The sequence below is a fragment of the Mesorhizobium sp. M0778 genome, assembly GCF_040320105.1.
GTDB lineage: Bacteria > Pseudomonadota > Alphaproteobacteria > Rhizobiales > Rhizobiaceae > Mesorhizobium.
Genome location: NZ_JAMYPA010000005.1, coordinates 115,720 through 139,813 on the forward strand (window position 1 = coordinate 115,720; position 24,094 = coordinate 139,813).

The following is a 24,094-nucleotide window of genomic DNA, read 5'->3' on the forward strand; positions in this document are numbered from 1 at the left end:
ATGCATCCAGCCTTCTCCGTCGTCTTTTTCACCACCGCCACGGGCGCCGGTTACGGCCTGCTCGCGCTGCTTGGCGTGTTGGCCGGACAGGGCTTTATCCCGCCCGATTTCTGGCTTGGCCTCACCGGCATGGGGCTGTCGCTCGGCCTGATCTCGGCAGGCCTGCTGTCCTCGGCCGGCCATCTCGGCCGGCCCGAACGCGCCTGGCGTGCCTTCTCGCAATGGCGTAGCTCATGGCTGTCGCGCGAAGGCGTTGCCTCGGTCGCCACCTTCGTGCCGGCGGGACTGTTCGGTATTGGCTGGGTGGTCCTCGGCCGTACGAGCGGCTGGGTGGCTGTCGCCGGGCTGCTCGCTGCCATCGGCGCGGTCGCAACCGTCTGCACCACCGGCATGATCTACGCGTCGTTGAAGCCGATCGCCCAATGGCACAGCCGCTTCACCCTGCCCGGCTATCTGATCTTTTCGGCGATGACCGGCAGCGTACTGCTCAACGCCCTGCTGCAGGGATTTGCGGCAGGCTCGAATATGCTTCTGGCGGCTGCCCTGTTGCTGACCGCGCTTGGCTGGGGTTTGAAGCTGGCGACCTGGCGATACAATGATAGGCTGGAGATCCCGACCAATGCCAACACCGCAACCGGGCTTTCCGGCGGCACGGTGCGGTCGATGGAATGGCCGCATACCGAGGAAAACTATCTGCTCAAGGAAATGGGCTTTCGCATCGCACGCAAGCACAGCGCAAAGCTGCGGCTGATCACCCAGGCTCTGGCCTTTGCCTTGCCCGCTTTGCTGCTGATTGCGGCGTTTGCCTTGCCGTGGCCCTTTGCGGCGGCTTCGTCGATACTCTCCGCAATCGCCCAACTCGCCGGCATGCTGGTGGAGCGCTGGCTGTTCTTCGCCGAGGCCAAGCACACTGTTACCCTCTATTACGGACGATAGGGCAGCTCAGCCCGGCCTGAGCATCGAGTGGGAAATCGCGAAGATGCGCTCAGTGCCAAGCATATAGGCCATCAGCGTTTCGCGGCGGAACAGCCCGGCATAGGCGCGGTCAAGGAGATTGAGCGAACCGGTGTAGGCGCCGAAGGCCGGCATGATCATGCGGCCGCCATCGCCGGCAAAGCAGCGCCGCCGCACCGAACGGCCTTGCTGGACGATGCGGGCGCAAGGATGCAGATGGCCTGATATCTCGCCCTCCACCCTTACCGCCGAAGGCTCGTGCCGGAAGAGCAGAGAGCCGATGGCCAGCTCGCGCACGGTGTCGCCCGGCAGGTCAGCCGGTGCTTCCGGGTCATGATTGCCGGCGACCCAGAACCAGTCGCGCCCAACCATCAGCCCTTCCAGCCTTTCGCGAAAGCTTGCGTGCATGCGCGCGGCGCCGCCGCCATCGTGAAAACTGTCGCCCAGGCTGATGACTATCGCAGGCTGATAATCGGCAATCACCGTCTGCAGCCGGAGCAGCGTGGCGCCGGTATCGTAAGGCGGAACCAGCGTGCCGCGCCTGGCCAGTGAGGAGCCTTTTTCCAGATGCAGGTCGGATACGGCCAGAAGCCGGAATTCGGGAAAATAGAGCACGCCGCGGCGGTCGCAGATCGCGCGTTCGCCAGCGATACGGACGGCGCCCGTATCCGCCAGAGTCGCAGCCATTGCCAGCGCCACAGTCATTTCGTCCCCATGGCCTCCTCGACCAGCGTGGCTGCATCCATCAGCAGCGTCTCATCGGCCTCGCCGTGCACCGGCATCTTGCCGATCTCAAGCATGATCGGCACGGCGAGCGGCGATATCTGCTCGAGATTCTTATGCATGATTCGACCTTGGACGCGCGAGAGCATCTCGGCAAGTCTGCTGACATCCAGCAGACCGGTCGCGGCATCGGCCCGCGTCGCCTGCAAAAGGATGTGGTCGGGCTCATGGCTGCGCAGCACGTCGTAGATGAGGTCGGTCGACACGGTCACCTGGCGGCCGCTCTTCTCCTGGCCCGGGTGGCGTTTCTCGATCAATCCCGAGATCAGCGCGCAATTGCGAAAGGTGCGCTTCAACAGCCAGCTGCCGGCGAGCCAGGCTTCGAGGTCGTCGCCCAGCATATCTTGATCGAAGAGCGCAGCCAGCGACGGTTTCTTCGCCCTGAACATGTGACCCATATCGGCCAGCGACCATATGGCAAGCGCATAATCGGTGGCGACGAAGCCGAGCGGCCTGGCTCCCGCCCTGTCGAGGCGGCGGGTCAGCAGCATGCCCAGCGTCTGGTGCGCCAGCCTGCCCTCGAACGGATAGGCCACCAGGTAGTAGCGGTTGCCGCGCGGAAAGGTCTCGATCAGCAGATCGTCGCGTTTCGGCAGCACCGACTTGTCGGCCTGGAAACGTAGCCAGTCGGCGACCTGCTCCGGCAGCTTCTTCCAGCGCTGCGGATCGTCCAGCATGGCGCGCACCTGTTCGGCTAGGTACGTCGAAAGTGGGAATTTGCCGCCGCCATAGTACGGCACCTTGGCGTCGCTGCCCGGCGCGTTCGAGACGAAGCACTCACTCTCGCGGATGCCCTCGAAGCGCAGCACCTTGCCGGCGAACATGAAGGTGTCGCCGTGCGTCAGCGTTTCGAGGAACGCCTCCTCGATCTTGCCAAGAACCCGACCGCCACGCGAAGCCGCGCCTCTGCTGCCGGCCTGGACGTAGCGCACGTTGAGCGCCGGCACTTCAATGATGGTGCCGACATTCAGCCGGTATTGCTGAGCGACGCGAGGATTGGACACCCGCCACAGCCCGTCCTTGTTGAGACGAATACGGGCGTAGCGTTCGTAGTTCTTCAGCGCATAGCCGCCGGTGGCGACGAAATCGATGACGCGATCGAATGTCGGCCGGTCGAGATCGGCATAGGGTGCTGCCGTTCGCACTTCCTCGAACAGCGCATCGGCCTGGAACGGCGCACCGCAGGCGCAGCCCAGCACGTGCTGCGCCAGCACGTCGAGCCCGCCATTGACCAGCGGCGGCGTATCCTGGGCGCCCAGATAATTGGCGTCGAGCGCCGCCCTGCATTCCAGCACCTCGAAGCGATTGGCCGGGATCAGGATCGCCTTCGACGGCTCGTCCATACGGTGGTTGGCCCGACCGATGCGCTGTGCCAGCCGGCTGGCACCTTTCGGCGCGCCGACATGGACGACCAGGTCGACGTCGCCCCAGTCGATGCCGAGGTCGAGCGTCGAGGTGGCGACGATGGCACGCAAGGCGTTCTCGCCCATCGCTTTCTCGACGCGCCGGCGCTGGGCGACGTCGAGCGAGCCATGGTGTAGCGCGATCGGCAAGGTGTCCTCGTTGACCCGCCACAACTCTTGGAACAGCAGCTCCGCCTGGCTGCGCGTGTTGACGAACAGCAGGGTTGTCTTGTGGCGCTTGATCTCGTTGTAGATCTCCGGCGTTGCGTAGCGGGCCGAATGTCCCGCCCACGGCACGCGCTCCTCCGAATCGAGAATGGAGATCTCGGGCTTGGCGCCGCCAATGACGACGATCAGTTCGGCCATCGGCCCCGGTGGATTCTGGCTGACCAGCCAGCGCCGCAATTCGTCGGGCTCGGCGACCGTCGCCGACAGGCCGATCATCTGCAGGGCGGGCACAAACGAGCGCAGCCGGGCCAGGCCAAGCGACAGGAGGTGCCCACGCTTCGAGGTCACCAGCGAATGCAGTTCGTCGAGTACGACATAGCGCAGGTCCTCGAAGAAGCGCCTGGCGTCGGGCGCGGCAATCAGCAGCGCCAATTGCTCGGGCGTGGTCAGCAGAATGTCGGGCGGCGCCAGCTTCTGCCGCTGGCGCTTGTGTGCGGGCGTATCGCCGGTGCGCGTCTCGACAGTAACCGGCAGCCCGATCTCTTCGACGGGTTTGCCGAGATTGCGCTCGATGTCGACGGCCAGCGCCTTCAACGGCGAGATGTACAGCGTGTGGATGCCGCGATGCGCCTGCCCTGGCCTTCTCCTTGGCCGGCCGGCCAGTTCGGTCAGCGATGGCAAGAACCCGGCCAGCGTCTTGCCGGCGCCGGTCGGGGCGATCAGCAATACCGACTGCCCGCCCTGAGCCTTGGCCAGCAATTCGATCTGATGGGCGCGCGGCGACCAGCCTTTTTCCGCAAACCATTTGACGAATGGCTCGGGCAGGACGACGGCGGCTTTCTGTTCGGCAAGGCGCGGCTGCTCTGTCACGCGTCAGAGGTAGCGCGGCGGCGCGCGATCGCCAAGCAGAATAAGAACAAAAGGTGATCGATTCGCGTTACGGCCGGCGAAACCCCGTCGGACCGCCATAGAGATAGCCGATACGGGCGATCGCTTCGCTCAGTCCTTCACGCGATACCAGCATGGTGTGGCCATTGGCGTGGATTATCGTCTCGGCGTCGGTCATGATAGCGACGTGGCCTTTCCAGAACACCAGGTCGCCGCGCTGAAGCCCGGAAAAGTCCGGCCCCGGAACGAGCGGCTCGCCGATGGTTGCCGCCTGCATGTCGGAATCGCGCAGCACCTGCCTGCCGGCCATGCCCATCGCCAATTGCACGAGACCGGAACAGTCGATGCCGAAGCCCGAGGCGCCGCCCCACAAATAAGGCGTGCCGAGAAAGCTCTCGGCAACAGCAACGTAGTCGGCGGCCGCCTCGGCGACAGGCCTGAGATGACCCGAGATGACCGCTTGACCGGACGGCAACAGCGCATAATGCGTGCCGCGTGTTTCGGCTGAGCCCGTCACCGTCACCAATGATCCCATCGACAATTGCCCGCTCACCGGAAAGCGCAAGTCGGGTCCTGGATAGAGAAAGGTGCGCGGCACCGAAACGATATGGGTCGGCGCATGGTCCCGAGCGCCCAACGCCGTGTCGGCGACATAGCCGACATAGCCGTCGCATTCGCCCTGGATCCAGGCCCAGCCTTCTGCGTCCTCGAAGACGAGAATGTCATCGCCGAACAGAAGCTGTGTGTTGACACCGGCATTCGGCCGTGGCGCCTTGCGGATGTCGGCCACGGAAGCGGTGATGCGAGCCGGCCGGCCGGCGACGAACCGGTCGGCGGCGACCTCGCCTCTCAGCCTGGCATCGGCGAGATCGGAGCGGAAGGCATGGAGGCGGGCATCCCTGGCGGTCAAATCGGCAACTCGTTCAAATGGACAATTTGGTCAAATCGGCAGCTCTTGGGCTCTGGCAATGATAACATCGCCGAAGCGTTCGACAAAGAGCGCACCTTCGACTGTGCGCCTGACCAGCACGTTGCGCTTGTCGAGCTCGTCGCGGTGGCGCGACACCAACTTCAGCGCCCCCATCGTGTCGAGCGCACGGGTGATCACCGGCTTGGTGACATTGAGGCGGGCAGCCAGACCGCGCACCGTGTGCGGCGGCGGATCGAGATAGATGGTGAACAGGATCGCCGTCTGGCGCATGGTGAGATCGGGTGCGTCGTCGCGCACCTGCGACAGCACCACCTGCTGCCACAGTCGCAAGGCCTGACTTGGACGCATGATAATCGACATCCGTCCAGCATGACGGAAAATTGTTTCGGTTCCGTTTCAGTCAACACCTTCGTCGGCTATGCCGAGACATCATCCGCCGAAGCGGTTCGAAATGACACGCTCCAGCGCCCGGATGCCTTGCGCCTCGCCGCCGGCAAGGCCGTGCGGGCGGTCCGACGGGTTCCAGGCGAAGATGTCGAAATGCGCCCAGCTGGCGGTCTTTTGGACGAAGCGCTTCAGGAATAGCGCCGCGGTGATCGAGCCGGCGAGACCATCCGACGTGACGTTGTTGATATCGGCAATTTTCGACGCCAGCTTGGCGTCATAGGGCTTCCACAACGGCATGCGCCATAGCGGATCCTCGACCGCAACGGAGGCGTCCGCCAGCTCGGATGCAAGCGCCTCGTCACCGGTGTAGAAGGGCGGCAGGTCGGGGCCGAGCGCAACACGGGCAGCGCCTGTCAGTGTTGCCATATCGACCAGCATCTGCGGCTCCTCGTCGTCGGCCAAGGCTAAGGCGTCGGCGAGGACCAGCCGCCCTTCAGCGTCGGTGTTGCCGATTTCGACGGTGATGCCTTTGCGGCTCACCAGCACATCGCCTGGACGGAAGGCGTTGCCGGCTATCGAATTCTCGACAGCGGGGATGAGCACGCGCAGCCGGACCTTCAGCCTGGCGGCCATGATCATGGAAGCGAGGCCCAGCACGTTGGCAGCGCCGCCCATGTCCTTCTTCATCAAAAGCATGCCCGAGGACGGCTTGATGTCGAGGCCGCCTGTGTCGAAGCAGACGCCCTTGCCGACCAGCGTTATCTTGGGGGCATTCTTCGGCCCCCAAATCATGTCGATCAGGCGCGGCGCGTCGGCCGAAGCGCGACCGACGGCATGAATCATCGGAAAGTTGGCGGCGAGAAGATCGTCGCCCTTGGTCACCGATATTTCAGCCTTGTGCGTCGCGGCCAAGGTCCGGGCGGCATTCTCCAGCTGGCCGGGACCCATATCGCTGGTCGGCGTGTTGACCAGGTCGCGTGCCAGGAAAACGCCATCGGCGATGCGTCTGACGCGAGCGGCGTCGGCGCCGGACGGCAGCGCGAAGCGAAGCGTCCTGCCGGGCTTCTTGCCATAGCGGGTGAAGACATAGCCGCCGAGTGCCAGCGCGAGTGCCGTAAGCTCCGGCTTGGCCGGTGCGGACGCAAGACGCCACTCGCCTTCGGGCAAGGCTCTCGCCAGTGCCCCGACGGCCATTGCACCCTCGTCGTCGCCGGTGCCGAACAGGGCTCCGGCAATCGCACCGTTGTCGCCAGGCACAACCAGCGTCCTGCCGGCCTCGCCGGAAAAGCCGTTGGCCTTGGCCCAGGCGACTGAGGATGGCTCAAGGCCCGCCGCCGCCTGCGCATCCTTCGCCACCAAATGGACCGGCAGCGCATTGCTCAATTTTTTCTCGACGAGTTCAACAGGCATTCGCTGGTCTCCGGCTTCTGAGTCGGCATTTCTTAACTCTCCGTTAGGGTTAACAGAATATTTCTGCGGGAGGGAAGATGACCACGCAAATGGTCACGCGCATGAACGGAGCCCTGGTGCCGATGCCGACCGACCGCAGGATGAACGCCAGCGCAAATAGGCTGATCACCACGGCGTTGATGATGGTGCTTGCCGCAAGCGTCGCTGGCTGCGGAACCAGCAAATTGACGACTGGCTCGATTTCTCGCCCAAGCGGCAAGCCGCTGGAAACAATGTCGGCGGGCGAACTGCACAACGCCACGATGGCGCTCGGGCAGTCCTACTCGAAAAGCCCCAACGACAAGCGGATCGCGACAAACTATGCCGCGGCGTTGCAGATGGACGGTGACGCCGACCAGTCGCTTGCGGTGATGCGCAAGCTGGCGATTGCCTTGCCGAAGGACCGCGACGTGCTCGCCGCCTATGGCAAGGCGCTTGCCGCCAACGGACAGTTCGAGCCGGCTCTCGATGCCGTGCGCCGCGCCCAGACGCCCGAATATCCTGACTGGAAACTTGTATCGGCGGAAGCTGCCATTCTCGACCAGCTCGGCCAAAAGGACGAGGCGCGTCAAGACTATCGCAAAGCGCTGGACCTCAAGCCGAACGAACCGTCGATCCTTTCCAATCTCGGCATGTCGTATGTGCTGGAAGGCGATTTGCGCACGGCCGAAACCTATATGCGCTCGGCCGCCCAGCAGCCGAATGCCGACAGTCGCGTCCGCCAGAACCTGGCGCTGGTCGTCGGTCTGCAAGGACGTTTCGACGAGGCCGAGAAGATCGCCTCACAAGAGCTGTCGCCGGAACAGGCGCAGGCCAACGTCGCTTACCTTCGCCAGATGCTGGCGCAGCAGAATGCCTGGAGCCAGCTCAAGGAGCAGGACAAGGCAAAGCCTGCCACCAACTGACCGCTTCGAGCGCCGAACCGGCGCGAGAATTCCGCAACACGTCAAACGCAAGGAGCCGCGCGACACCCGCAGCGCGGCTTTGAATCGTAGCAGCGTTTGTGGCGACGCCGCTTGGGCTACTGGCTGCTCGATTTCGGCTGGTCGCCAAAGATGCCGCGCTGACTCACCTGGATGCCGGCGGGACCCAGAATGATGGCGAACAGCACCGGCAGGAAGAACAGGATCATCGGCACGGTAAGCTTCGGCGGCAGCGCGGCCGCCTTCTTCTCGGCGGCATTCATGCGCATGTCGCGGCTCTCAGCGGCAAGCACGCGCAGCGCATGCGCCACGGGCGTACCGTAGCGCTCGGCCTGAACCAACGCCTGGGACACCGACCTGACGGATTCGAGGCCAGTGCGGCTTGCAAGGTTCTCGTACGCCTGCTTGCGCTCCTGCAGATAGGAAAGTTCGGCATTGGTCAGGATGAATTCTTCCGCCAATGCCACCGATTGCGCGCCGATCTCATCGGCGACCTTGCGAAGCGCTGCTTCCACCGACATGCCGGACTCGACGCATATCAGCAACAGGTCGAGCGCGTCCGGCCACGCCATCTGAATCGACTGCTTGCGCTTGGTCGCACGGTTGTTGACGTAGAGCACCGGCGCGTAGAACCCCGCATAGGCAACCACGATGCAGACGAACAGCTTCACGAAAAGCGGCTGCTCGGGCAGTCCTCCAAGCACGAACAGATATATGGCCGCCAATGCAAAGCCGATGAAGGGCAGGACGAGGCGGAAAAAAAGGAAGCGCGTCAGCGGATTTTGGCCGCGAAAACCCGCCACTTTCAATTTCTGCAAGGTACCTTCGTCCGCCAGCGCACGCCTGAGATCCAGGCGATCGACAATATTGCGCATGCCGACCGACTGCTCTTCGCGCAGGCCCTTGCGGCGGCGGTCGGCTTCGACTGCCAGCCGCGCGCGCTGTTTGGCGCGCAGCTCATCGCGCTCCAGCGCCACGGATTTCATGCGCGCCTTGAGCTGGTTCCCGCCAAAGGCGGGCAGCAGCGTGAAGACCGTCGCAAACACCGCGATGCCGACCAGCAGTGCGATCAGCAGGGACGGGTCGGTGAGAGTTCTGATGACGTGATCGGTCATACGCGCGAATCCTAGACTTCGAAGTTCATCATCTTGCGCATTACCAGGATACCCATCGACATCCAGACGCCGGAACAACCGAGGATCAGATGGCCGGTGCTGGTGGTAAAGAGGGGCATGATGTAGTTCGGGCTCGTCAGATAGACGAGAAAGGCAACGACGAAAGGCAGCGCGCCGATGATCACGGCGGATGCCTTGGCTTCCATAGACAACGCCTGGACCTTGGCCTTCATTTTCTTGCGGTCGCGAAGCACGCGCGAAAGATTGCCCAGCGCTTCGGAAAGATTGCCGCCGGCCTGAGACTGGATCTGGATGACGATGCCGAAGAAGCTCGCCTCGGTGCACGGCATCGTTTCGGGCATGCGCATGGCCGCGTCGGGGATCGACAAACCCATTTGCTGCGAATCGACGATGCGGCGGAACTCGGTCTTGACCGGCTCGGGGGATTCATTGGCGATCAGGCGCACGGCGTCGTTCAGCGGCAGGCCGGATTTTACTGCACGCACGATGATGTCGAGCGCGTTCGGAAATTCGTTGAGAAACGCCTTGACGCGGCGTGCGCGGCGAAACGAGACGAACCAGCGCGGCAGACCCAAGACACCGACCAGCAGCGCAGCCGGCAAGACCAGCAGCGGTGCGCCGATGAAATAGACCAAAGCCGTCAAGACGACGCCGCAGACCGCCGAATAGACATAGAAGCGCTCAATCGAGACCTTCATGCCGGCCTGGCGGATTTGGATCTTCAGCGGTGGTTTCTTGACCAGGCTCTGGTTGGACTTTTGCTTTTGGTCGAGATCCTTCAGCGAATCCTGGACGGATTTGCGACGCTTGGCCGCTTCCGCCACGCGATCGCGCGAAGCCTTGACGACGGAACGATCCGTCTCGGCGGTCTTGATCGATTCAAGCCGCTTGCCGACCTGCTTCTCGGTGCTGATCCGATTGAACAGGAAAGCATAGGCCACTGCGCCGGCGCTGAAGCCGGCGAGCACGACGAATGCCAATACGGTGCTGTCAATCCCGAACATCGACCCTGGCCCCCACGCTTCCCGACGGATCAGTCAGCGCGTTTCTCCATCGCCTCGAGTGCAACGGCTAGGCGCTGCTCCTCGCCATAGTAGCGGGCGCGCTCCCAGAAATGCGGACGGCCGATGCCGGTCGACACGTGCTCGCCCAGCAACCTGCCGTTCGCATCCTCGCCCTTGATGTTATAGAGAACGATGTCCTGGGTGATGATGACGTCGCCTTCCATGCCGATCACCTCGGTGATGTGGGTGATGCGCCGCGATCCGTCGCGCAGGCGTGCAGCCTGTATGATCACGTCGACGGAGCCGACGACAATTTCGCGTACGGTTTTTTGCGGCAGCGTGTAGCCGCCCATGGCGATCATTGACTCTATACGGTTGAGGCATTCGCGCGGGCTATTCGAGTGGATCGTTCCCATCGAGCCGTCATGGCCGGTGTTCATCGCCTGCAATAGGTCGAACACTTCGGGTCCACGCACCTCGCCGACGATGATGCGCTCGGGCCGCATGCGCAGACAGTTCTTGACCAGGTCGCGCATGGTCACTTCGCCCTCACCTTCAAGGTTGGGCGGACGTGTTTCGAGACGCACCACATGTGGCTGCTGCAATTGCAGCTCAGCCGAGTCCTCGCACGTAATGACGCGTTCCTCGCGGTCGATATAGTTGGTCAGGCAATTGAGCAGCGTCGTCTTGCCGGAGCCGGTACCGCCCGAAATGACAATGTTGCAACGGACGCGGCCGATGATCTTGAGAATCTCGGCGCCTTGCGGCGAAATCGAGCCGAACTTGACCAGCTGGTCGAGCGTCAGCTTGTCCTTCTTGAACTTGCGGATGGTAAGGGCGGTGCCGTCGATGGCCAGGGGCGGTGCGATGACGTTGACACGGGAGCCATCAGGAAGACGCGCATCGCAGATTGGGCTTGATTCATCGACGCGGCGGCCAACCTGGCTGACGATACGCTGGCAGATGTTGAGGAGCTGCTGGTTGTCGCGGAAACGGATGCCGGTCTGCTCGACCTTGCCGTTGACCTCGATGTAGACGTTCTTGGAGCCATTGACCATGATGTCGGCAATATCGTCGCGGGCAAGCAGTGGCTCCAGCGGCCCGTAGCCCAAGACGTCGTTGCAGATATCCTCGAGAAGCTCTTCCTGCTCGGCGATGGACATCGCGAAGTTCTTGATCGCGATGATGTCGTTGACGATGTCGCGGATTTCCTCGCGCGCGCTTTCGGGATCGAGCTTGGCGAGCTGCGACAGATCGATCGTGTCGATGAGTGCGGAGAAGACCTGGCTTTTGGTGTCGTAATAGCTCTCGCTGCGCTCACGCTGAATCCTTTTCGGCTCCGGCGCCAATGGCGGCGGCTCGACCGCACGGCGAACCGCCGGCCCTGCAGGCGCGCCGGATGGCGGCAGCGCCCCGGGCCTGGCAGCTACCGCCGCTTCCACAGGGTTCGCGGCCGCCGGCGCGGCAGGTGCGGGTGCTGGCTGACGGAATTCCGGGATGGTCCGGTTGCCGTCGTCGCTGCCTCTTTTACCAAACATGATTGCTTACCAATTCCACCGCTGCGGCATCACTTCTTGTTGCGCGAAAGCTTGCCGAGCAGGTTGCCGAGGCCAGCCTTTTTCTTCACCTTGATTTCGCTGCGCCCCGTCAGCACATGGGCAATCTCGTTGATCGTGGCGACGACGGGGCTCTTGGCATCCATCTCACCGAGCATACGTCCGTTGTTGGCGGCATTTCCGAACAAAAGCGGCTCGAACGGGATGACCGACATCGGCGAAAGGCCGAGCGATTCGGAGAAATCGGACGGCGTAATCTCGGGACGTTTCGGCACACCGGCCTGGTTGATCACAAGCTTTGGCGCAGGATCGTTTGGACGAAGCCGCTTCAGCATGTCGACCAGGTTCTTTGTGTTTCGCAGATTGGCCAGTTCGGGCGTCGCCGTGATAACGATCTCGTCGGCCTTGACCAGCGTGTTCTTGGTCCAGCCGGCCCACACATGGGGGACATCGAGCACGAGGAGCGGCGCGCTACGCTGGGCTATGTCGATAAGCTGGGTGAAGGCGTCGGGCTCGAAATCGTAGACCCGCTCCAGGGTCGAAGGTGCCGCAAGCAGCGACAGGTGCTCGGCGCATTGGGCGAGCAGCCGGTCGAGATAGACCTCGTCGACGCGTTCCGGCGAGAAGACCGCCTCGGCAATGCCCTGCGCCGGGTCCTGGTCGAAATTGATGTTGGCCGTTCCGAAGGCGAGGTCGAGATCGGCGACAACCACTTCGGACTTGAAAAGGGACGACATGGCCCAAGCCACATTATGGGCTATTGTCGAGGAGCCGACGCCGCCCTTGGCGCCGATGAAGGCAATCGAGCGGCCGATCGGCTCAGCTTCCGGATCAACGAAGATCGAGGACACCACGCTGACGATGTCGGCCATCGATACCGGGGCGATGACATATTCGGAAATGCCCGAACGGATGAGTTCGCGATACAGGCCGACATCGTTGTAATGGCCGACAACCACCACCTTGGAGGTCGGATCGCAGTGCTCGGAGAGCTGGGCGAGTTGTTCCAGCAACAGCTTCGGCTCGCTGCGCGATTCAAGCAGGATCAGGTTCGGTGTCGGCGCAGACTGGTAGAATTCGATAGCGGTGGGGATGCCCCCCATATGCACCTTCAGATGGGCCTTGGCCATACGGCGATCCTCGCCAGCGCGCTCGACCGGATTGGCTACGCCTTCGGTCTCGCAGAACGCCTGGATCGAAATGCGCGGGATCGGCCGCAACGCCTGCATCGCGGCAATATCCTGCTCCGAGGTTTCGCCGCCTGCTACCTCTGTGTCATAGGCAAGATTGCTCATTGTCATCTCTTTCAGTGACTTGCGCGGCTTAGGTCTGTTGAGCCTCAACACTCGTTAATATTCGACTTCCGAATTGCCGAGGAGTTCGTCCGAAATTCCTCTGTCGCGATAGACGTCGATCACCGCGCTCCGATTTGCCGCGTCGATGGGAGTCTGTTTGCGCGGCCCGATCAGATCGGCCGGATTGGCCATCTGGGCGGCAAGGTTGTTTTGGTACGAACAGCCGAAATCGGCATAATGCTTGTTTTCCGAAGTCTCCAGAAGGTCTTCCGGCCAGCGCCCGCATTTGTCCGTCTGAGCCTTCACCGAGACGTAGGCGACACGGACCGGGGCGGACGCTTCGGCCGAAACGGATTGATAGGACCGCACGGCGATCCGCTTCCGGCTGATGCCGCTGGCTATGGCAAGCCTGGCGAAATCGCGGCCGGCCGCGGCCGCTGCGATTTCGTTAGCCGAGCCGCTCGGGACCTCAATCGTCAGCACCGGAGCCGCGCTCCTGTCGTATCCGTCCAGAAAGCCCAGGAGCGTGTCGCGCTGGAATCTGGTCATGCCACGGTCGCCGGCGCCGACCGGAAGGTCGATCTTCTGGATCTTCTCGGCGATGACGATCGGATGGGTGGTGCGATAGTCGTCCGGTATGGCACCGACCGTGACGCTGTCGCGATTGGCGCAGCCGGCCAGTGATGCCGCCATCACGACCGCCATGATGGGAACGGCGGGCCGCCAGATTCGCAAATGGACCGACCGCATCGCGGTGATCGCCTTTGTCTTCGATGCTGACTGAGACATGTCCGCTTCCCCGCTTACTTGTAGATGAAGCCGACAACGCCGTGATAACGGCCGTTGGGCTTGTCGGTCTGCATGGTGCCGTAGACGCGGTTGACGCGTCCAAGGAACATGGCGGCCCCGTCGCTGGCGGCGTTGAAATTGTCGTCAGGCTTGGCAAGGTCGTTGCGCGCCACCGGCTTCACCAGATAGGGCGTGATGATGATGACGAGCTCGGTCTCGTTGCGAACGAAATCCCTGCTGCGGAAGAGCGCGCCGAGCACTGGAATCTTTGTCAGGCCAGGCAAGCCGTTGACGGCTTGCCTGACATCGTCGCGGACGAGCCCGGCAATCATCATCGAGCCGCCCGAAGGCAGTTCCACCGTCGTGTCGGCCAAGCGTTTGCGAAGCGACAGGGCGTTCATGCCAAGGCTTTTTACGCCTTCGGAATAAGATACTGACCCTTCCGTTGTCGGCTCGGAGACCGACGTCCTGACTTTCAGGCTGATGCGGCCGGGAGACAGCACCACCGGCTGAAATTCCAGGCCAATACCATATTCGATCTTCTCGACTGAATAGGTTTTCAGACCTGTCTGGTTATCGTTGGAGACGGCTTCGGAAACGCCGGTCACCATGTTATATTCACCGCCGACCTTGAAGGTCGCCTTCTCGCCGGATACGGCCGTCAATGTTGGCTCGGCGAGAGTCTTCATGACGCCGGACTGTTCCATGGCGTTGATATAGGCCTGCAGCGTCGAGCTGCTGATAGAGAGGCCCGAGTTCGACAGCGACTTGCCTAAACCGGTGAAATTGTCGCTTAACGCGCTCCAGCTGATGCCGTTGCTGCTGCCGCTGCCGATCATGTTGACGCCGAGCTGCTTCATCACCGAGCGGCTGACTTCGGCAACCGTCACCTTGAGCGTCACCTGGTCGTCGCCGATAATCTGCAGCAGGTTGACGATCTTGCTGACGCGGCGCTCGGTGTCCGGATTGTTGATGTCGACGCCGGCATCGGCGGAGCCGCCGGCAGCGGTCTGCGAATATTGACCCGTGGTCGCTTCGCCGCCTGAGACGAAGATCTCCGCCAGGTCTTGCGCACGCTTGGCGTCCAGCGGAGTGTCAACGGTTCCGGTCAGAACGACATTGTCGTTCAGCAACTCGACCTTGATCTCCGATGACGGGATGAAGCGCTTGATATAGTCCTCCAGCCCGGCAACATCGCGTTCGACCGCCAGATCAAGGCTGACGATCTGTTCGCCATTCGGGCCAAAGACGAAGATGTTGGTCTCGCCGACCGCCTTTCCGAATAGATAGATGCGCCTGGCGGTGCGGGTCACCGCATCGGCTACCGCGGGGTTGGCAACGAGAATATCGTAGGCATCGCTCGGCAGGTCGATGACCACCGATTTGTTGAGCCCGAGCTTCACTCGCTGGGTGGCCGTCGAGGCTGTGACCCTGGCATTGTTCGCCGCATGGGCATCGAGAGTGCCATACGCATTCGTTCCAAGGAGAAACAGGCCGATCGCCGCAGCCAAGGTGACCGGCAGTTTGGTTTTTAGCTTCATTTCCTCGCCCCCACTTCGGAAACTTCGCCCGACTTGATCAACCGCACCGTTCCGCGCCGACCATTGCCGGAAACCAGGTAGTCGGCCTCCCCCACATTCTTGTCCTGGCTGTCCTTGATTGAGCGCAGTGCCAATGTCAGGCGATCCGCCATCTGCTGAGCGACGGTGATGATCTCGGACTGCTGCGGCGTCAGTTCCAGGGTGGCGGTCTGGCCGACCCTGGTCTTCTTGCCTTCCTCATCCTCCTGAATGGTCTGGTCGATCGCCAGGACGCGAATGTTCTTGAGGATAGTCTCGGTCGTGAAGCCCGGACTACCGCCATTGGCGGTATCGGCTCTGCGGGTCATGATGACGTCGACGAAATCGTTGGGAAGAATAAAGCCACCGGCCGAAGTGTCGGCCGAGATGCTTGTGGCGACAGCCCGCATGCCGGAGGGCAGGATCGACGACATGAAGCTTTGCCCCTCACCGATCAACTTCGAGCGCCGCAACGGCTCGCCGGCATACAGCGCCACGCGCGCGACGCCGCCCTTCAGCTTATCCAGCGCTTCAGGCTCGGCGGCGCGGGTGATGAAATTTGCGTTGATGCCGGCGGACGGCCATGACTCCCAGGAAATGTTGTTCTCTAGCGGACTGCCCATCGGAACATCGCCGGAAAGGACAAGCACGTCCTGCAGCGCGATCGCCGGCGCTTGGGGGCCGGAATCGACAACCGGAGGCGGCGGAGGCGCGACCATGTTCTTCGCGACATAGCCTGCACCTCCGGCCGCGGCTATCGCCACGCCTAGAATAATCAATCGGGATGCTGGCATCTGTCCGAACCTCGCCCTTGGCAAACCACCTGGCCAAGCCGGACTTTGCAGCGGCAATCGTCAAAACAAGGTTAATGTTATACTTACGATCGTGATTAATTTAACGTTTACATAAATTAGAGCGACCAAGCGCGGCCCGAAGGAAAGACGTCGCCAACTCGCCAGGCCCGGCGCAAACGGAGTAACGCAAATCAGCCCGCCAGCCTGGCGAGAGCCCAGGCCATTAACGGCGAGTCCGGATAGGTAAGCAGACCGCCAATGCCAAGCGCAATGCCGTACGGAACACCGGTCGCGTCATCGGCGAAATGGCGCAGGAACGGATTGTGGCTTGTGACGGCGGCAAGCAGCGATTTTCGATAGGCGAGAATGGCAAGCGTCAGCAAGCCGCCTATGAATGTCGAGGCGACGAGATATTCGATGAGATGGACATTCAGTCCCATCCACATGGCAGTGGCGGCCAGAAGCTTCGCGTCGCCGCCGCCCATGCCGCCAAGCGCGAACAGGCCGAACGTCACCGCGAGAACCAGGCCGGCGGCGGCGAAATGCCAGCCATAGGTGGCCCAATCCATGCCGGTCAAAGGCGCTACCAAGGCGAAGACAACCACAAGCAGCACAGGCACGCGATTGGCGATCGTCATCGACAGCATGTCGGAGATCGCGGCAAAAAGCATGCAGAACGGAAAGACGACGAAGATCACGGCTTCAAGCATGGACGCGCGCCTGTGGTCAAATTGTACCTGGCCTAACCTAGGCACATTCTATTAACGACTGATGAGACTTCAAAGTGTTTTGTTACTATAATGCAACAAGGGCCGCAACGGAGCGGCCCCTGTTCTTGAAAAGTGACTGGCCGCGTAGCTTAATTGACGCCGTTGACCTTGCTGGCGATCTTGTCGAACTTGGCGTTCAGCGCGTTGCCGAGCGAGCCGGCGCCAACCATGATGGCGAGCGCGATGAGGGCGGCGATCAGACCGTATTCGATAGCGGTCGCGCCGGATTCGTCCTTCACAAAACGTGCGATGAGGTTAGACATTCGAGCTCCTACTCCAGTTGTTACAGCACTTCCGTCAACTTCTCTTGATGGCTGATCGGATGCTGCGAATGTAAGCGGAAGCTGTTTCGATCGGCTTAATAAACAGGCTTACCGATTCCTTTCCCGCTTCGATGACATTGCGTAGTTAACCCAGGACTAAAATACCGGCCACTGGGTCCACAGGCTAACAAAGGGCGCAAAAGGCGCAATTCGGCAAAGAGGTTTGAGCCGTGCCTGCTAGCCCAATGCCGGTTCCGGCTTAATCCTGAACTCCAGCCGCTTAACGGTTGGTTCACCAATCTCGTTCATGTTCTGTTGAACAGTTTGTTGCCGGGGAGCGCCTCAATGGCCGGGCCGAGATCGTCATTTCCAATTGCCGTGGTTCTTGCCGCAGCGGCTTTCGCCGTTCCAGCCAAGGCAGGCGCCGGCATCGAGGTCACGATGAACCAGGCAAAGATCGTCAAATTGTCGCGCGCCGCCGATACGATTGTCGTCGGCAATCCGGCGATCGCTGACGCCTCCGTGCAGGACGCATCGACGATCGTACTGACCGGCAAGGGATTTGGCGTCACCAATCTTGTCGTCCTCGATCAGGAGGGCAACCCGATCGTCGATGAGCAAATAACGGTCGTGCGCCAGGCAGCGTCGTCGGTGCGCATCTATCGGCGTGCCGAAGTACAGACCATGTCCTGCGCGCCATATTGCGAAAGCTCGTACAAGAGCGATGCCGAGAAGGCCTCTGAGGCCGAGATGAGCGCCGGGCATTAGCTAGCCGACTTCTCCACCTTTGCGGGAACGCTTCGGTTATTGCCTGGTTAAGGCCTTTCCGCCGAATTTAACGGTCATTCCAACCGGACTTCAATCGGTTCCGACTAATGGTGGGATCCGATGCAGAACTGGAATCGGCGGGTAGAGGACATGAGCAAGGCAGGACGAGCAGGTTTTCCCGGAAGGTTTTTGGGCGACCGACGCGGAAGCACGGCGATCGAATTCGCCATGCTTGCAATTCCATTCGCGCTTCTTGTCTTCGCCATCCTGGAGAGCTGTATTTCATTTGCCGCACAAGAAGTGATGGCAAACGCCACAGACGACATCGCGCGCCAACTGCGTACCGGCCAATTAAGACCGGCCGATGTGTCCGGGACCAAGCTGCGGGATATGATCTGCACCAAGTTGGAGATCATGGTCGCCAAGACCTGTCCCGGATTGCTGGTGGATTTGCGCGAATATCCGACCTTCGCCGATGCGGCGCTGGCCGGTTTCAAGATCCAGGATGGCGACGTCGTGTTGACCAAGGGCACGAGCACACAGACCTTCACCGTCGCACCAGGCCTGGCAGAGTCGAGAAACATGCTGCGGGTTTTTTACAAATGGCCGGTGATGACCGACTTCATGGCCAAGTCGATGGCCAATCTGAAGGACGGCAAAACGCTGCATTTCGCTTCGATCACTTGGCAGAACGAGCCGTTCGACAACTGAACCACCTAGTCGCTTGAAAAGGGCAAAGCCATGATTCGTGCGGGGGCACAGCTGGGCATCGCAGAGATTTGTACAAGAGCAGTCCGGCTTTGCTCGGACCGCCGCGGTATTGCGGCTGTCGAGTTTGCCCTCATCGTGCCTGTCCTGTTGATCATGTACTTTATGACCATGGAAGCCTCGCAAGCCATCGAGACCAGCAAGAAGGTCAGCCGCATCGGCAGCATGGTAGCGGACCTTGTCACGCAGCAGCAGACCATCAAGGCGGCCGATCTCGATGCCATCATCGCGATCGGCAGTTCCACGCTTCAGCCCTATAATCGTTCGAAACCGAAGATCATCATTACGGCGATACAGGTCACGGACGAGACGACGCCGAAAGTCTTGGTCGTGTGGTCGCGCAAAGTAGTCGATGGTGTCTCTAGCGTCGACGCCATCAAGGATTCCGCCACAACGGTCCCGAGCGCGCTCAAGATCAAAGGCACTTTCCTCATTCGGGTCGAAAGCGATCTCGCCTACAAGCCAATCATCACCTGGTCGGCGGATGGCCAAAGCCGGTTCGGGTTGAGCTCGGCCTTCAATTCGATATCGATGGCGGAAACTTATTATCTACGGCCGCGAAGGAGCCCGACCATTCCGTGCAGCGATTGCTGACGCCTGAAGCCCGCTAACCGGGCTGTAGCTATTGCGTGCGGCCGCGAGCCGAGACCAGGTGCACGATGGCCGCAGCCAGCACATAATCCCTCGGACCGGCAACGGCGAACCCGCCGGAGTGTCTCGGCTCCAGAAGATCGTAAATGTCCGGCGCGGCTGATCTGAGATTGGTGAGAAAGACGGTGAGCCGGCGCTTGGCTTCGGGGTCCAGATCGCTGCGGACGGCGTGCGGACCATACCTCAGCAGGCCTGAGGTCCATACGACCTGAAGCGACGATTTCGAGAGCCCTGCGGCCTCGAGCCTCGCCACCGTGCCGCCAGGAGGATTTGGCCGTCCCTCTGCCACAGCCGGGATCCAGCCGAATATGGCATCGGCCTCGCCCTCGACCAGCATTGCTTCAGCTGCGGCAGCCGAATTGGCGTGGGTCAAAAACGGCGCATCTTCCGCCACGTTGACCCCGTCTGCAGCCAGCCCGGCAAGCGGCAACAAAGCACCACCGACGCTGTCGAAAGGCGCCATGACGACCCGATGGACTGCCATGGCCATCAGATCGGGAACCCTCCCGTCGCGCGTCAGCAGTACGGAGCGGATGCCGATGGCGCCGCCGGAATCGAGCGGCGCCGCGAGAGGTTCGACACATCCGCACCGTTCGGAGGCGGCGGCGTAGGCGGTTGCCGAATAGATTGCATATTCGATCCGCGCATTGGCCTGCGCCTCGATCAACGACGTATAGTCGCGGGCAACGACAAACTCCACCTTCATGCCGAGCGCTTTGGTATAGGCGTCGGTCAGCAGCGCCAGACCTGGAACGGTGTTGCCGGCGCCAGGCTCGGCGACGATACCGATACGGAACGTTCCGATATCATCGCGCCAATCGGCACGCGCCAGGTTCGCGCAAGATGCATCCAGCAGCAAGGCCAGTACGGCAGCGAATGCTTTCAGGGCAGGCCTCATGCGAGCTCCATGCCGCGCATTTCGATCGGCAGATCGACCATGCCGCGATTCGTTTCTCCCGGACCAGCACGCCAAGCCGTGCCGTTCGGGTTTCCGAATTGCCAACGGCAGCGCGGAACCCTATGTCTGAGTCAACACCCAGGCAATGATGAACCTTTGATGGCACGCGCCTCCCTTTTTGTCCTTGACTCCTTCGGCATCGGCGGCGCGGCCGACGCCGAACGCTATGGCGACACTGGCTCCAACACGTTCGCACACATCGCGCAGGCCTGCGCGGAAGGCCGCGCCGATCGCGGAGGCCTGCGTGGCGGACCGCTTCTTGTACCAAACATGCTATCGCTCGGCCTCGGCCATGCCGCGGCAACGGCGACGGGTTTCAGGTTCGAGAATGGCGGCAGCGTCGAGTTTGCCGCCGCCTTTCACGGCGCGGCACAGGAGGTTTCGAGCGGCAAGGACACGCCATCGGGCCATTGGGAAATAGCCGGCCTGCCGGTCCGTTTCGACTGGGGTTACTTCCCCGACACGATTCCCGCCTTTCCAGCCGAGTTGACCGAAGCAATGGTGCGTGAAGGGAAGGTGCCCGGCATTCTCGGCAATTGTCATGCCCCCGGCACCGAGATCATCGAACGGTTCGGCGAAGACCATATCCGCACCGGCAAGCCGATTTGCTACACCTCGGTCGACTCCGTCCTGCAGATCGCCGCGCATGAGGTTCATTTCGGCCTGGAACGGCTTTACGACTTCTGCAAGATAGTGCGCGGGCTGGTCGATCCGCTGAATATCGGGCGCGTCATCGCACGACCGTTTATCGGTGAAACCGCCGCCACGTTCGCGCGAACGCATAATCGTCGCGACTATGCCGTACCGCCGCCGGAACCGACGCTGCTCGACCGGCTGACGGCGCGCGGCAGCCGGGTTATCGCAATCGGCAAGATCGGCGACATCTTCGCCCATCGGGGGATCTCGGAAGTCCGCAAGGCTGCCGGCAACATGGCGATGTTCGACAAAGCGCTTGGCGCCATGGAAGATGCCCGCGACGGCGACTTCGTCTTCGCGAACTTTGTCGACTTTGATACCGAGTTCGGACATCGGCGCGACGTCGCGGGGTATGCCGCCGCACTCGAAGCTTTCGACCGGCGCCTGCCGGAGGCATTCGCGCGGCTGAGGCCAGGCGATCTGCTCATTTTGACCGCCGATCACGGCAACGATCCGACGTGGCGCGGCACCGACCACACACGCGAGCGTATTCCGGTTATCGGCACACGGCCGGGTTTCAAAGGCGCGGACATTGGACTGAGGACGACATTTGCCGACATCGGCGAAACCGTGGCCGAACATCTCGGGCTGGCGCCCGGCCCATACGGCACCTCCTTCCATGCCACGATAAGCGGCCATGCCTGAGCTGCCGGAGGTCGAGACAGTCAGGCGCGGTCTGCAGCCGGTCCTTGAAGGTGCCCGCATCGTCGGTGTCGAGGCACGCCGGCCCGATTTGCGGTTTCCATTCCCCGAGAGATTTTCGGAGCGGCTGACCGGCAAGACGATTGCAGCGCTCGGCCGCCGCGCCAAATATCTGACGATGCACCTGGACAACGGCCCGGTGCTGATCTGCCATCTCGGCATGTCGGGTTCGTTTCGCGTCGAAACGGCCGACGAGAGTGCAACACCCGGCGCGTTCCACTATGAACGTTCGAAAAACACCGCTCACGATCACGTCGTCTTCGACATCACATCACCTGCCGGCGTCCGCTCTCGCGTGATCTTCAACGACCCGCGCCGCTTCGGGTTCATGCTGTTTTCGGAAGACGAGCCAGACATGCATCCGATGCTGGCGGGATTAGGTGTCGAGCCTACAGGCAATGCACTGGACGGCGCTCTGCTCGCTTCGCTGCTGAAAGGTCGCAAGTCACCGCTGAAGGCGGCACTTCTCGACCAACGGCTGATCGCCGGGCTAGGCAATATCTACGTCTCGGAAGCGCTTTGGCGGGCCGGCCTGTCACCGCTGCGCAAAGCGGGCACGCTCGCGAGAGCCGGCAAGAAAGCCAGAGAACAGAGCGAACGCCTGGCCGAAGCAATCCGCTCGGTCGTCGCCGACGCGATCGCCGCCGGCGGCTCGTCGTTGCGCGATTATATGCAGACCGATGGATCGCTGGGCTACTTCCAGCATTCCTTCGCGGTTTATGATCGCGAGGGCGAGGCCTGCTCCAAGCCTGGTTGTGGCGGACACATCGAGCGTATCGTGCAAAGCGGTCGCTCAACGTTCCACTGCCGGACCTGTCAGGCTTGAAACACAAGCGAGGAGGAGCAAGCATGGGCTATGAAACCATCATCGTCGAGACCCGCGGCAAGGTCGGGCTGATTACGCTGAACCGGCCGCAAGCGCTCAATGCGCTGAATTCACAAGTGCTGGCGGAACTGGTTGCGTCGGTGAACAGCATGGGCGCAAATGCCGACATCGGCGCTATGGTCATCACTGGTTCGGAAAAGGCTTTCGCCGCAGGTGCCGATATCAAGGAAATGCAGTCGATCTCCTATGTGGATGCCTATCTGCAGGATTTCTTCGTCGGCTGGGAAGAATTTACGCGGGCACGAAAGCCGATCATCGCGGCGGTGGCGGGCTACGCTCTGGGCGGCGGCTGCGAACTGGCGATGATGTGCGATTTCATCATCGCCGCCGATACCGCCAAGTTTGGCCAACCCGAGATCACGCTGGGTGTCATGCCCGGCATGGGCGGATCGCAGCGCCTGACCCGCTTCGTCGGCAAGTCGAAGGCGATGGATATGTGCCTGACGGGGCGAATGATGGACGCAGCCGAGGCCGAGCGTTCCGGCCTGGTCTCGCGCGTCGTGCCAGCCGGCGAGTTGATCGAGGAAGCGCTTAAGGCAGCGGCCAAGATCGCCGGTTTTTCCTTGCCATCGGTGATGATGGCGAAGGAGGCCGTCAACCGCGCCTATGAGACGACGCTCACCGAGGGCCTGCGGTTCGAGCGCCGGCTGTTTCATTCGCTGTTTGCGCTGGACGACCAGAAGGAAGGCATGGCGGCCTTCACCGGCAAGCGGAAGCCGAATTTCACGAACCGATGAGATGACGAAGGCACCGGCCAAAAAGAAAGCGCCGCAGCGTTGACGCGCCGGAAAAGCTGAACTATAAGCCGCACCAACCGAGGCGGCCCTGTGGCTGCCCGTTTGTTTTTTGCGCCCCGCGGTATCCCGCAAGCGCCCACCAGATCAGAAGAGAGGCACCATGGCCAATACCTCCTCGGCCAAAAAGGCAACGCGCAAGATCGCCCGTCGCGCAGCGATCAACAAGAACCGTCGCTCCCGCGTCCGGACCTACATCCGCCAGGTCGAAGAGGCGCTCGCGGCTGGCGACAAGGCGGCCGCACAGGCTGCCTTCAAGGTGGCCGAGCCGGAATTGATGCGGGCCGCGACCAAGGGCGTGGTGCACAAGAACACTGCATCGCGCAAGGTGTCGCGGCTGGCCCAACGGGTCAAGGTGCTGTCGGCCTAATATACCTTTTCCTGAACTGCGCTTCTTCAAACCCGGCCGATCGCGCCGGGTTTTTTCGTTTGCCGGCAAGTACTTAAAAGAAAGCCCGCAAAACGGCGCTCCGCGTGCATTTCAAAGTTCGAAATGCTTTGCCGGCATATACATGCCCGCTGATATTCGCAGCCTTCGAAACCGCCAATGCGAAAATTTCCGAGCGTCACAGATTACCGTTTCTTTTCAGCAGTTTACAGATGGTGATCCACAGCTTGTTCACATCGGCTGCGGTCGATAGGCGACAATTGGCTGTCAAGTGAATTATTTCAGAAAATTTCGCGTTGTGTGGCCTTTTTCATATTCGCCGGAAAAGGGTTTGAATCACAATGGCTTTGTCAAAATCAACTGTTGCGGCATGGCGTCCGAACCGTCCCTTGCTAGTCAGATTCCTTAAAAATCCGTTAGGGGTGGCCTTG

Annotated in this window: 24 protein-coding genes; 9 read left to right on the forward strand and 15 right to left on the reverse strand. The window is 61.6% G+C overall.

Annotated features, from left to right (window positions below; genetic code table 11):
* Positions 1-936: a dimethyl sulfoxide reductase anchor subunit family protein gene (locus tag NKI22_RS09380; protein WP_023719522.1), complete on the forward strand. Its 936-nt coding sequence runs from the start codon at positions 1-3 to the stop codon at positions 934-936.
* A 6-nt stretch (positions 937-942) separates the two neighbouring features.
* On the opposite strand, the gene pdeM is transcribed toward NKI22_RS09380, so the two are convergent.
* From pdeM to NKI22_RS09405, 5 genes are all read right to left on the reverse strand, one after another.
* Positions 943-1,641 (reverse strand): ligase-associated DNA damage response endonuclease PdeM, encoded by a 699-nt coding sequence (gene pdeM / locus NKI22_RS09385; RefSeq protein ID WP_502895892.1) that lies wholly within the window; start codon positions 1,639-1,641, stop codon positions 943-945.
* A gap of 14 nt (positions 1,642-1,655) precedes the next feature.
* Positions 1,656-4,178, reverse strand: a complete 2,523-nt coding sequence (locus NKI22_RS09390) for a ligase-associated DNA damage response DEXH box helicase (protein WP_352483225.1) — start codon at positions 4,176-4,178, stop codon at positions 1,656-1,658.
* Positions 4,179-4,245: 67 nt separating this feature from the next.
* A complete protein-coding gene (locus NKI22_RS09395; RefSeq protein ID WP_023719525.1) occupies positions 4,246-5,106 on the reverse strand; it encodes a C40 family peptidase in 861 nt (286 codons plus the stop codon).
* A gap of 30 nt (positions 5,107-5,136) precedes the next feature.
* A complete protein-coding gene (locus NKI22_RS09400) occupies positions 5,137-5,487 on the reverse strand; it encodes a MarR family winged helix-turn-helix transcriptional regulator (protein WP_023719526.1) in 351 nt (116 codons plus the stop codon).
* 69 nt (positions 5,488-5,556) lie between these two features.
* Entirely contained in the window at positions 5,557-6,924 is a 1,368-nt protein-coding gene (locus NKI22_RS09405; protein WP_023719527.1) for a leucyl aminopeptidase family protein, read from the reverse strand.
* A 122-nt stretch (positions 6,925-7,046) separates the two neighbouring features.
* Here NKI22_RS09405 and NKI22_RS09410 point away from each other — a divergent pair, with 122 nt between their 5' ends.
* Positions 7,047-7,868 carry a tetratricopeptide repeat protein gene (locus NKI22_RS09410; protein WP_023719528.1) on the forward strand — a complete coding sequence of 274 codons (822 nt, stop codon included), beginning with the start codon at positions 7,047-7,049 and terminating at the stop codon, positions 7,866-7,868.
* 116 nt (positions 7,869-7,984) lie between these two features.
* Here NKI22_RS09410 and NKI22_RS09415 read toward each other — a convergent pair whose 3' ends face one another.
* The 9 genes from NKI22_RS09415 to NKI22_RS09455 form a co-directional block, all read right to left on the reverse strand.
* Positions 7,985-9,001, reverse strand: coding sequence for a type II secretion system F family protein (locus tag NKI22_RS09415; RefSeq protein WP_352483228.1), 1,017 nt, complete (start codon positions 8,999-9,001; stop codon positions 7,985-7,987).
* 11 nt (positions 9,002-9,012) lie between these two features.
* A complete protein-coding gene (locus tag NKI22_RS09420) occupies positions 9,013-10,026 on the reverse strand; it encodes a type II secretion system F family protein (RefSeq protein WP_023719530.1) in 1,014 nt (337 codons plus the stop codon).
* A gap of 29 nt (positions 10,027-10,055) precedes the next feature.
* Complete coding sequence (locus NKI22_RS09425) at positions 10,056-11,564, reverse strand: TadA family conjugal transfer-associated ATPase (RefSeq protein ID WP_023719531.1); 1,509 nt, start codon at positions 11,562-11,564, stop codon at positions 10,056-10,058.
* A gap of 29 nt (positions 11,565-11,593) precedes the next feature.
* The gene (locus NKI22_RS09430) at positions 11,594-12,877 is read right to left on the reverse strand and encodes a CpaE/TadZ family protein (protein ID WP_023719532.1); all 1,284 of its coding nucleotides are present in this window, start codon (positions 12,875-12,877) and stop codon (positions 11,594-11,596) included.
* Between the two features lie 54 nt (positions 12,878-12,931).
* Entirely contained in the window at positions 12,932-13,666 is a 735-nt protein-coding gene (locus tag NKI22_RS09435; RefSeq protein WP_023719533.1) for a CpaD family pilus assembly protein, read from the reverse strand.
* Between the two features lie 14 nt (positions 13,667-13,680).
* Positions 13,681-15,207 (reverse strand): type II and III secretion system protein family protein, encoded by a 1,527-nt coding sequence (locus tag NKI22_RS09440; protein WP_023719534.1) that lies wholly within the window; start codon positions 15,205-15,207, stop codon positions 13,681-13,683.
* Positions 15,204-16,019, reverse strand: coding sequence for a Flp pilus assembly protein CpaB (gene cpaB, locus NKI22_RS09445; RefSeq protein WP_023719535.1), 816 nt, complete (start codon positions 16,017-16,019; stop codon positions 15,204-15,206). The genes NKI22_RS09440 and cpaB overlap by 4 nt, the downstream gene beginning before the upstream one ends.
* Before the next feature lie 191 nt (positions 16,020-16,210).
* A complete protein-coding gene (locus tag NKI22_RS09450) occupies positions 16,211-16,729 on the reverse strand; it encodes an A24 family peptidase (protein ID WP_023719536.1) in 519 nt (172 codons plus the stop codon).
* A gap of 149 nt (positions 16,730-16,878) precedes the next feature.
* A complete protein-coding gene (locus NKI22_RS09455; RefSeq protein ID WP_023719537.1) occupies positions 16,879-17,052 on the reverse strand; it encodes a Flp family type IVb pilin in 174 nt (57 codons plus the stop codon).
* 345 nt (positions 17,053-17,397) lie between these two features.
* On the opposite strand from NKI22_RS09455, the gene NKI22_RS09460 reads away from it, so the two are divergent.
* The 3 genes from NKI22_RS09460 (at position 17,398) to NKI22_RS09470 (ending at position 19,182) form a co-directional block, all read left to right on the forward strand.
* A complete protein-coding gene (locus tag NKI22_RS09460) occupies positions 17,398-17,820 on the forward strand; it encodes a pilus assembly protein N-terminal domain-containing protein (RefSeq protein WP_023719538.1) in 423 nt (140 codons plus the stop codon).
* Between the two features lie 150 nt (positions 17,821-17,970).
* Positions 17,971-18,531, forward strand: a complete 561-nt coding sequence (locus tag NKI22_RS09465; RefSeq protein ID WP_031194173.1) for a TadE/TadG family type IV pilus assembly protein — start codon at positions 17,971-17,973, stop codon at positions 18,529-18,531.
* A gap of 30 nt (positions 18,532-18,561) precedes the next feature.
* On the forward strand, positions 18,562-19,182 hold the full coding sequence (locus NKI22_RS09470; RefSeq protein ID WP_023719540.1) for a TadE/TadG family type IV pilus assembly protein: 621 nt from the start codon (positions 18,562-18,564) through the stop codon (positions 19,180-19,182).
* A 28-nt stretch (positions 19,183-19,210) separates the two neighbouring features.
* Here NKI22_RS09470 and NKI22_RS09475 read toward each other — a convergent pair whose 3' ends face one another.
* On the reverse strand, positions 19,211-20,137 hold the full coding sequence (locus NKI22_RS09475) for a phosphate/phosphite/phosphonate ABC transporter substrate-binding protein (RefSeq protein WP_023719541.1): 927 nt from the start codon (positions 20,135-20,137) through the stop codon (positions 19,211-19,213).
* Between the two features lie 159 nt (positions 20,138-20,296).
* Here NKI22_RS09475 and NKI22_RS09480 point away from each other — a divergent pair, with 159 nt between their 5' ends.
* The 4 genes from NKI22_RS09480 to rpsT all read left to right on the forward strand — a co-directional run bounded on the left by NKI22_RS09480 (position 20,297) and on the right by rpsT (position 23,645).
* Positions 20,297-21,538 (forward strand): phosphopentomutase, encoded by a 1,242-nt coding sequence (locus tag NKI22_RS09480; protein WP_352483230.1) that lies wholly within the window; start codon positions 20,297-20,299, stop codon positions 21,536-21,538.
* Entirely contained in the window at positions 21,531-22,421 is an 891-nt protein-coding gene (mutM, locus tag NKI22_RS09485; protein ID WP_023719543.1) for a bifunctional DNA-formamidopyrimidine glycosylase/DNA-(apurinic or apyrimidinic site) lyase, read from the forward strand. Before NKI22_RS09480 ends, mutM begins: the two co-directional genes overlap by 8 nt.
* A 23-nt stretch (positions 22,422-22,444) precedes the next feature.
* Positions 22,445-23,218 carry an enoyl-CoA hydratase gene (locus NKI22_RS09490; RefSeq protein ID WP_023719544.1) on the forward strand — a complete coding sequence of 258 codons (774 nt, stop codon included), beginning with the start codon at positions 22,445-22,447 and terminating at the stop codon, positions 23,216-23,218.
* Between the two features lie 160 nt (positions 23,219-23,378).
* The gene (rpsT, locus tag NKI22_RS09495; RefSeq protein ID WP_023676922.1) at positions 23,379-23,645 is read left to right on the forward strand and encodes a 30S ribosomal protein S20; all 267 of its coding nucleotides are present in this window, start codon (positions 23,379-23,381) and stop codon (positions 23,643-23,645) included.
* Positions 23,646-24,094: the final 449 nt, after the last annotated feature.

Excerpts from the sequence above, each read along its gene's own strand:
- NKI22_RS09380 (WP_023719522.1), top strand. The coding sequence starts at position 1 with ATGCATCCAGCCTTCTCCGTCGTCTTTTTCACCACCGCCACGGGCGCC.
- pdeM (WP_502895892.1), bottom strand. The coding sequence starts at position 1,641 with ATGGCTGCGACTCTGGCGGATACGGGCGCCGTCCGTATCGCTGGCGAA.
- NKI22_RS09400 (WP_023719526.1), bottom strand. The coding sequence starts at position 5,487 with ATGTCGATTATCATGCGTCCAAGTCAGGCCTTGCGACTGTGGCAGCAG.
- NKI22_RS09405 (WP_023719527.1), bottom strand. The coding sequence starts at position 6,924 with ATGCCTGTTGAACTCGTCGAGAAAAAATTGAGCAATGCGCTGCCGGTC.
- NKI22_RS09410 (WP_023719528.1), top strand. The coding sequence starts at position 7,047 with ATGCCGACCGACCGCAGGATGAACGCCAGCGCAAATAGGCTGATCACC.
- NKI22_RS09415 (WP_352483228.1), bottom strand. The coding sequence starts at position 9,001 with ATGACCGATCACGTCATCAGAACTCTCACCGACCCGTCCCTGCTGATC.
- NKI22_RS09420 (WP_023719530.1), bottom strand. The coding sequence starts at position 10,026 with ATGTTCGGGATTGACAGCACCGTATTGGCATTCGTCGTGCTCGCCGGC.
- NKI22_RS09425 (WP_023719531.1), bottom strand. The coding sequence starts at position 11,564 with ATGTTTGGTAAAAGAGGCAGCGACGACGGCAACCGGACCATCCCGGAA.
- NKI22_RS09430 (WP_023719532.1), bottom strand. The coding sequence starts at position 12,877 with ATGAGCAATCTTGCCTATGACACAGAGGTAGCAGGCGGCGAAACCTCG.
- NKI22_RS09435 (WP_023719533.1), bottom strand. The coding sequence starts at position 13,666 with ATGTCTCAGTCAGCATCGAAGACAAAGGCGATCACCGCGATGCGGTCG.
- NKI22_RS09440 (WP_023719534.1), bottom strand. The coding sequence starts at position 15,207 with ATGAAGCTAAAAACCAAACTGCCGGTCACCTTGGCTGCGGCGATCGGC.
- cpaB (WP_023719535.1), bottom strand. The coding sequence starts at position 16,019 with ATGCCAGCATCCCGATTGATTATTCTAGGCGTGGCGATAGCCGCGGCC.
- NKI22_RS09450 (WP_023719536.1), bottom strand. The coding sequence starts at position 16,729 with ATGCTTGAAGCCGTGATCTTCGTCGTCTTTCCGTTCTGCATGCTTTTT.
- NKI22_RS09455 (WP_023719537.1), bottom strand. The coding sequence starts at position 17,052 with ATGTCTAACCTCATCGCACGTTTTGTGAAGGACGAATCCGGCGCGACC.
- NKI22_RS09460 (WP_023719538.1), top strand. The coding sequence starts at position 17,398 with ATGGCCGGGCCGAGATCGTCATTTCCAATTGCCGTGGTTCTTGCCGCA.
- NKI22_RS09465 (WP_031194173.1), top strand. The coding sequence starts at position 17,971 with ATGAGCAAGGCAGGACGAGCAGGTTTTCCCGGAAGGTTTTTGGGCGAC.
- NKI22_RS09470 (WP_023719540.1), top strand. The coding sequence starts at position 18,562 with ATGATTCGTGCGGGGGCACAGCTGGGCATCGCAGAGATTTGTACAAGA.
- NKI22_RS09475 (WP_023719541.1), bottom strand. The coding sequence starts at position 20,137 with ATGAGGCCTGCCCTGAAAGCATTCGCTGCCGTACTGGCCTTGCTGCTG.
- NKI22_RS09480 (WP_352483230.1), top strand. The coding sequence starts at position 20,297 with ATGGCACGCGCCTCCCTTTTTGTCCTTGACTCCTTCGGCATCGGCGGC.
- mutM (WP_023719543.1), top strand. The coding sequence starts at position 21,531 with ATGCCTGAGCTGCCGGAGGTCGAGACAGTCAGGCGCGGTCTGCAGCCG.
- NKI22_RS09490 (WP_023719544.1), top strand. The coding sequence starts at position 22,445 with ATGGGCTATGAAACCATCATCGTCGAGACCCGCGGCAAGGTCGGGCTG.
- rpsT (WP_023676922.1), top strand. The coding sequence starts at position 23,379 with ATGGCCAATACCTCCTCGGCCAAAAAGGCAACGCGCAAGATCGCCCGT.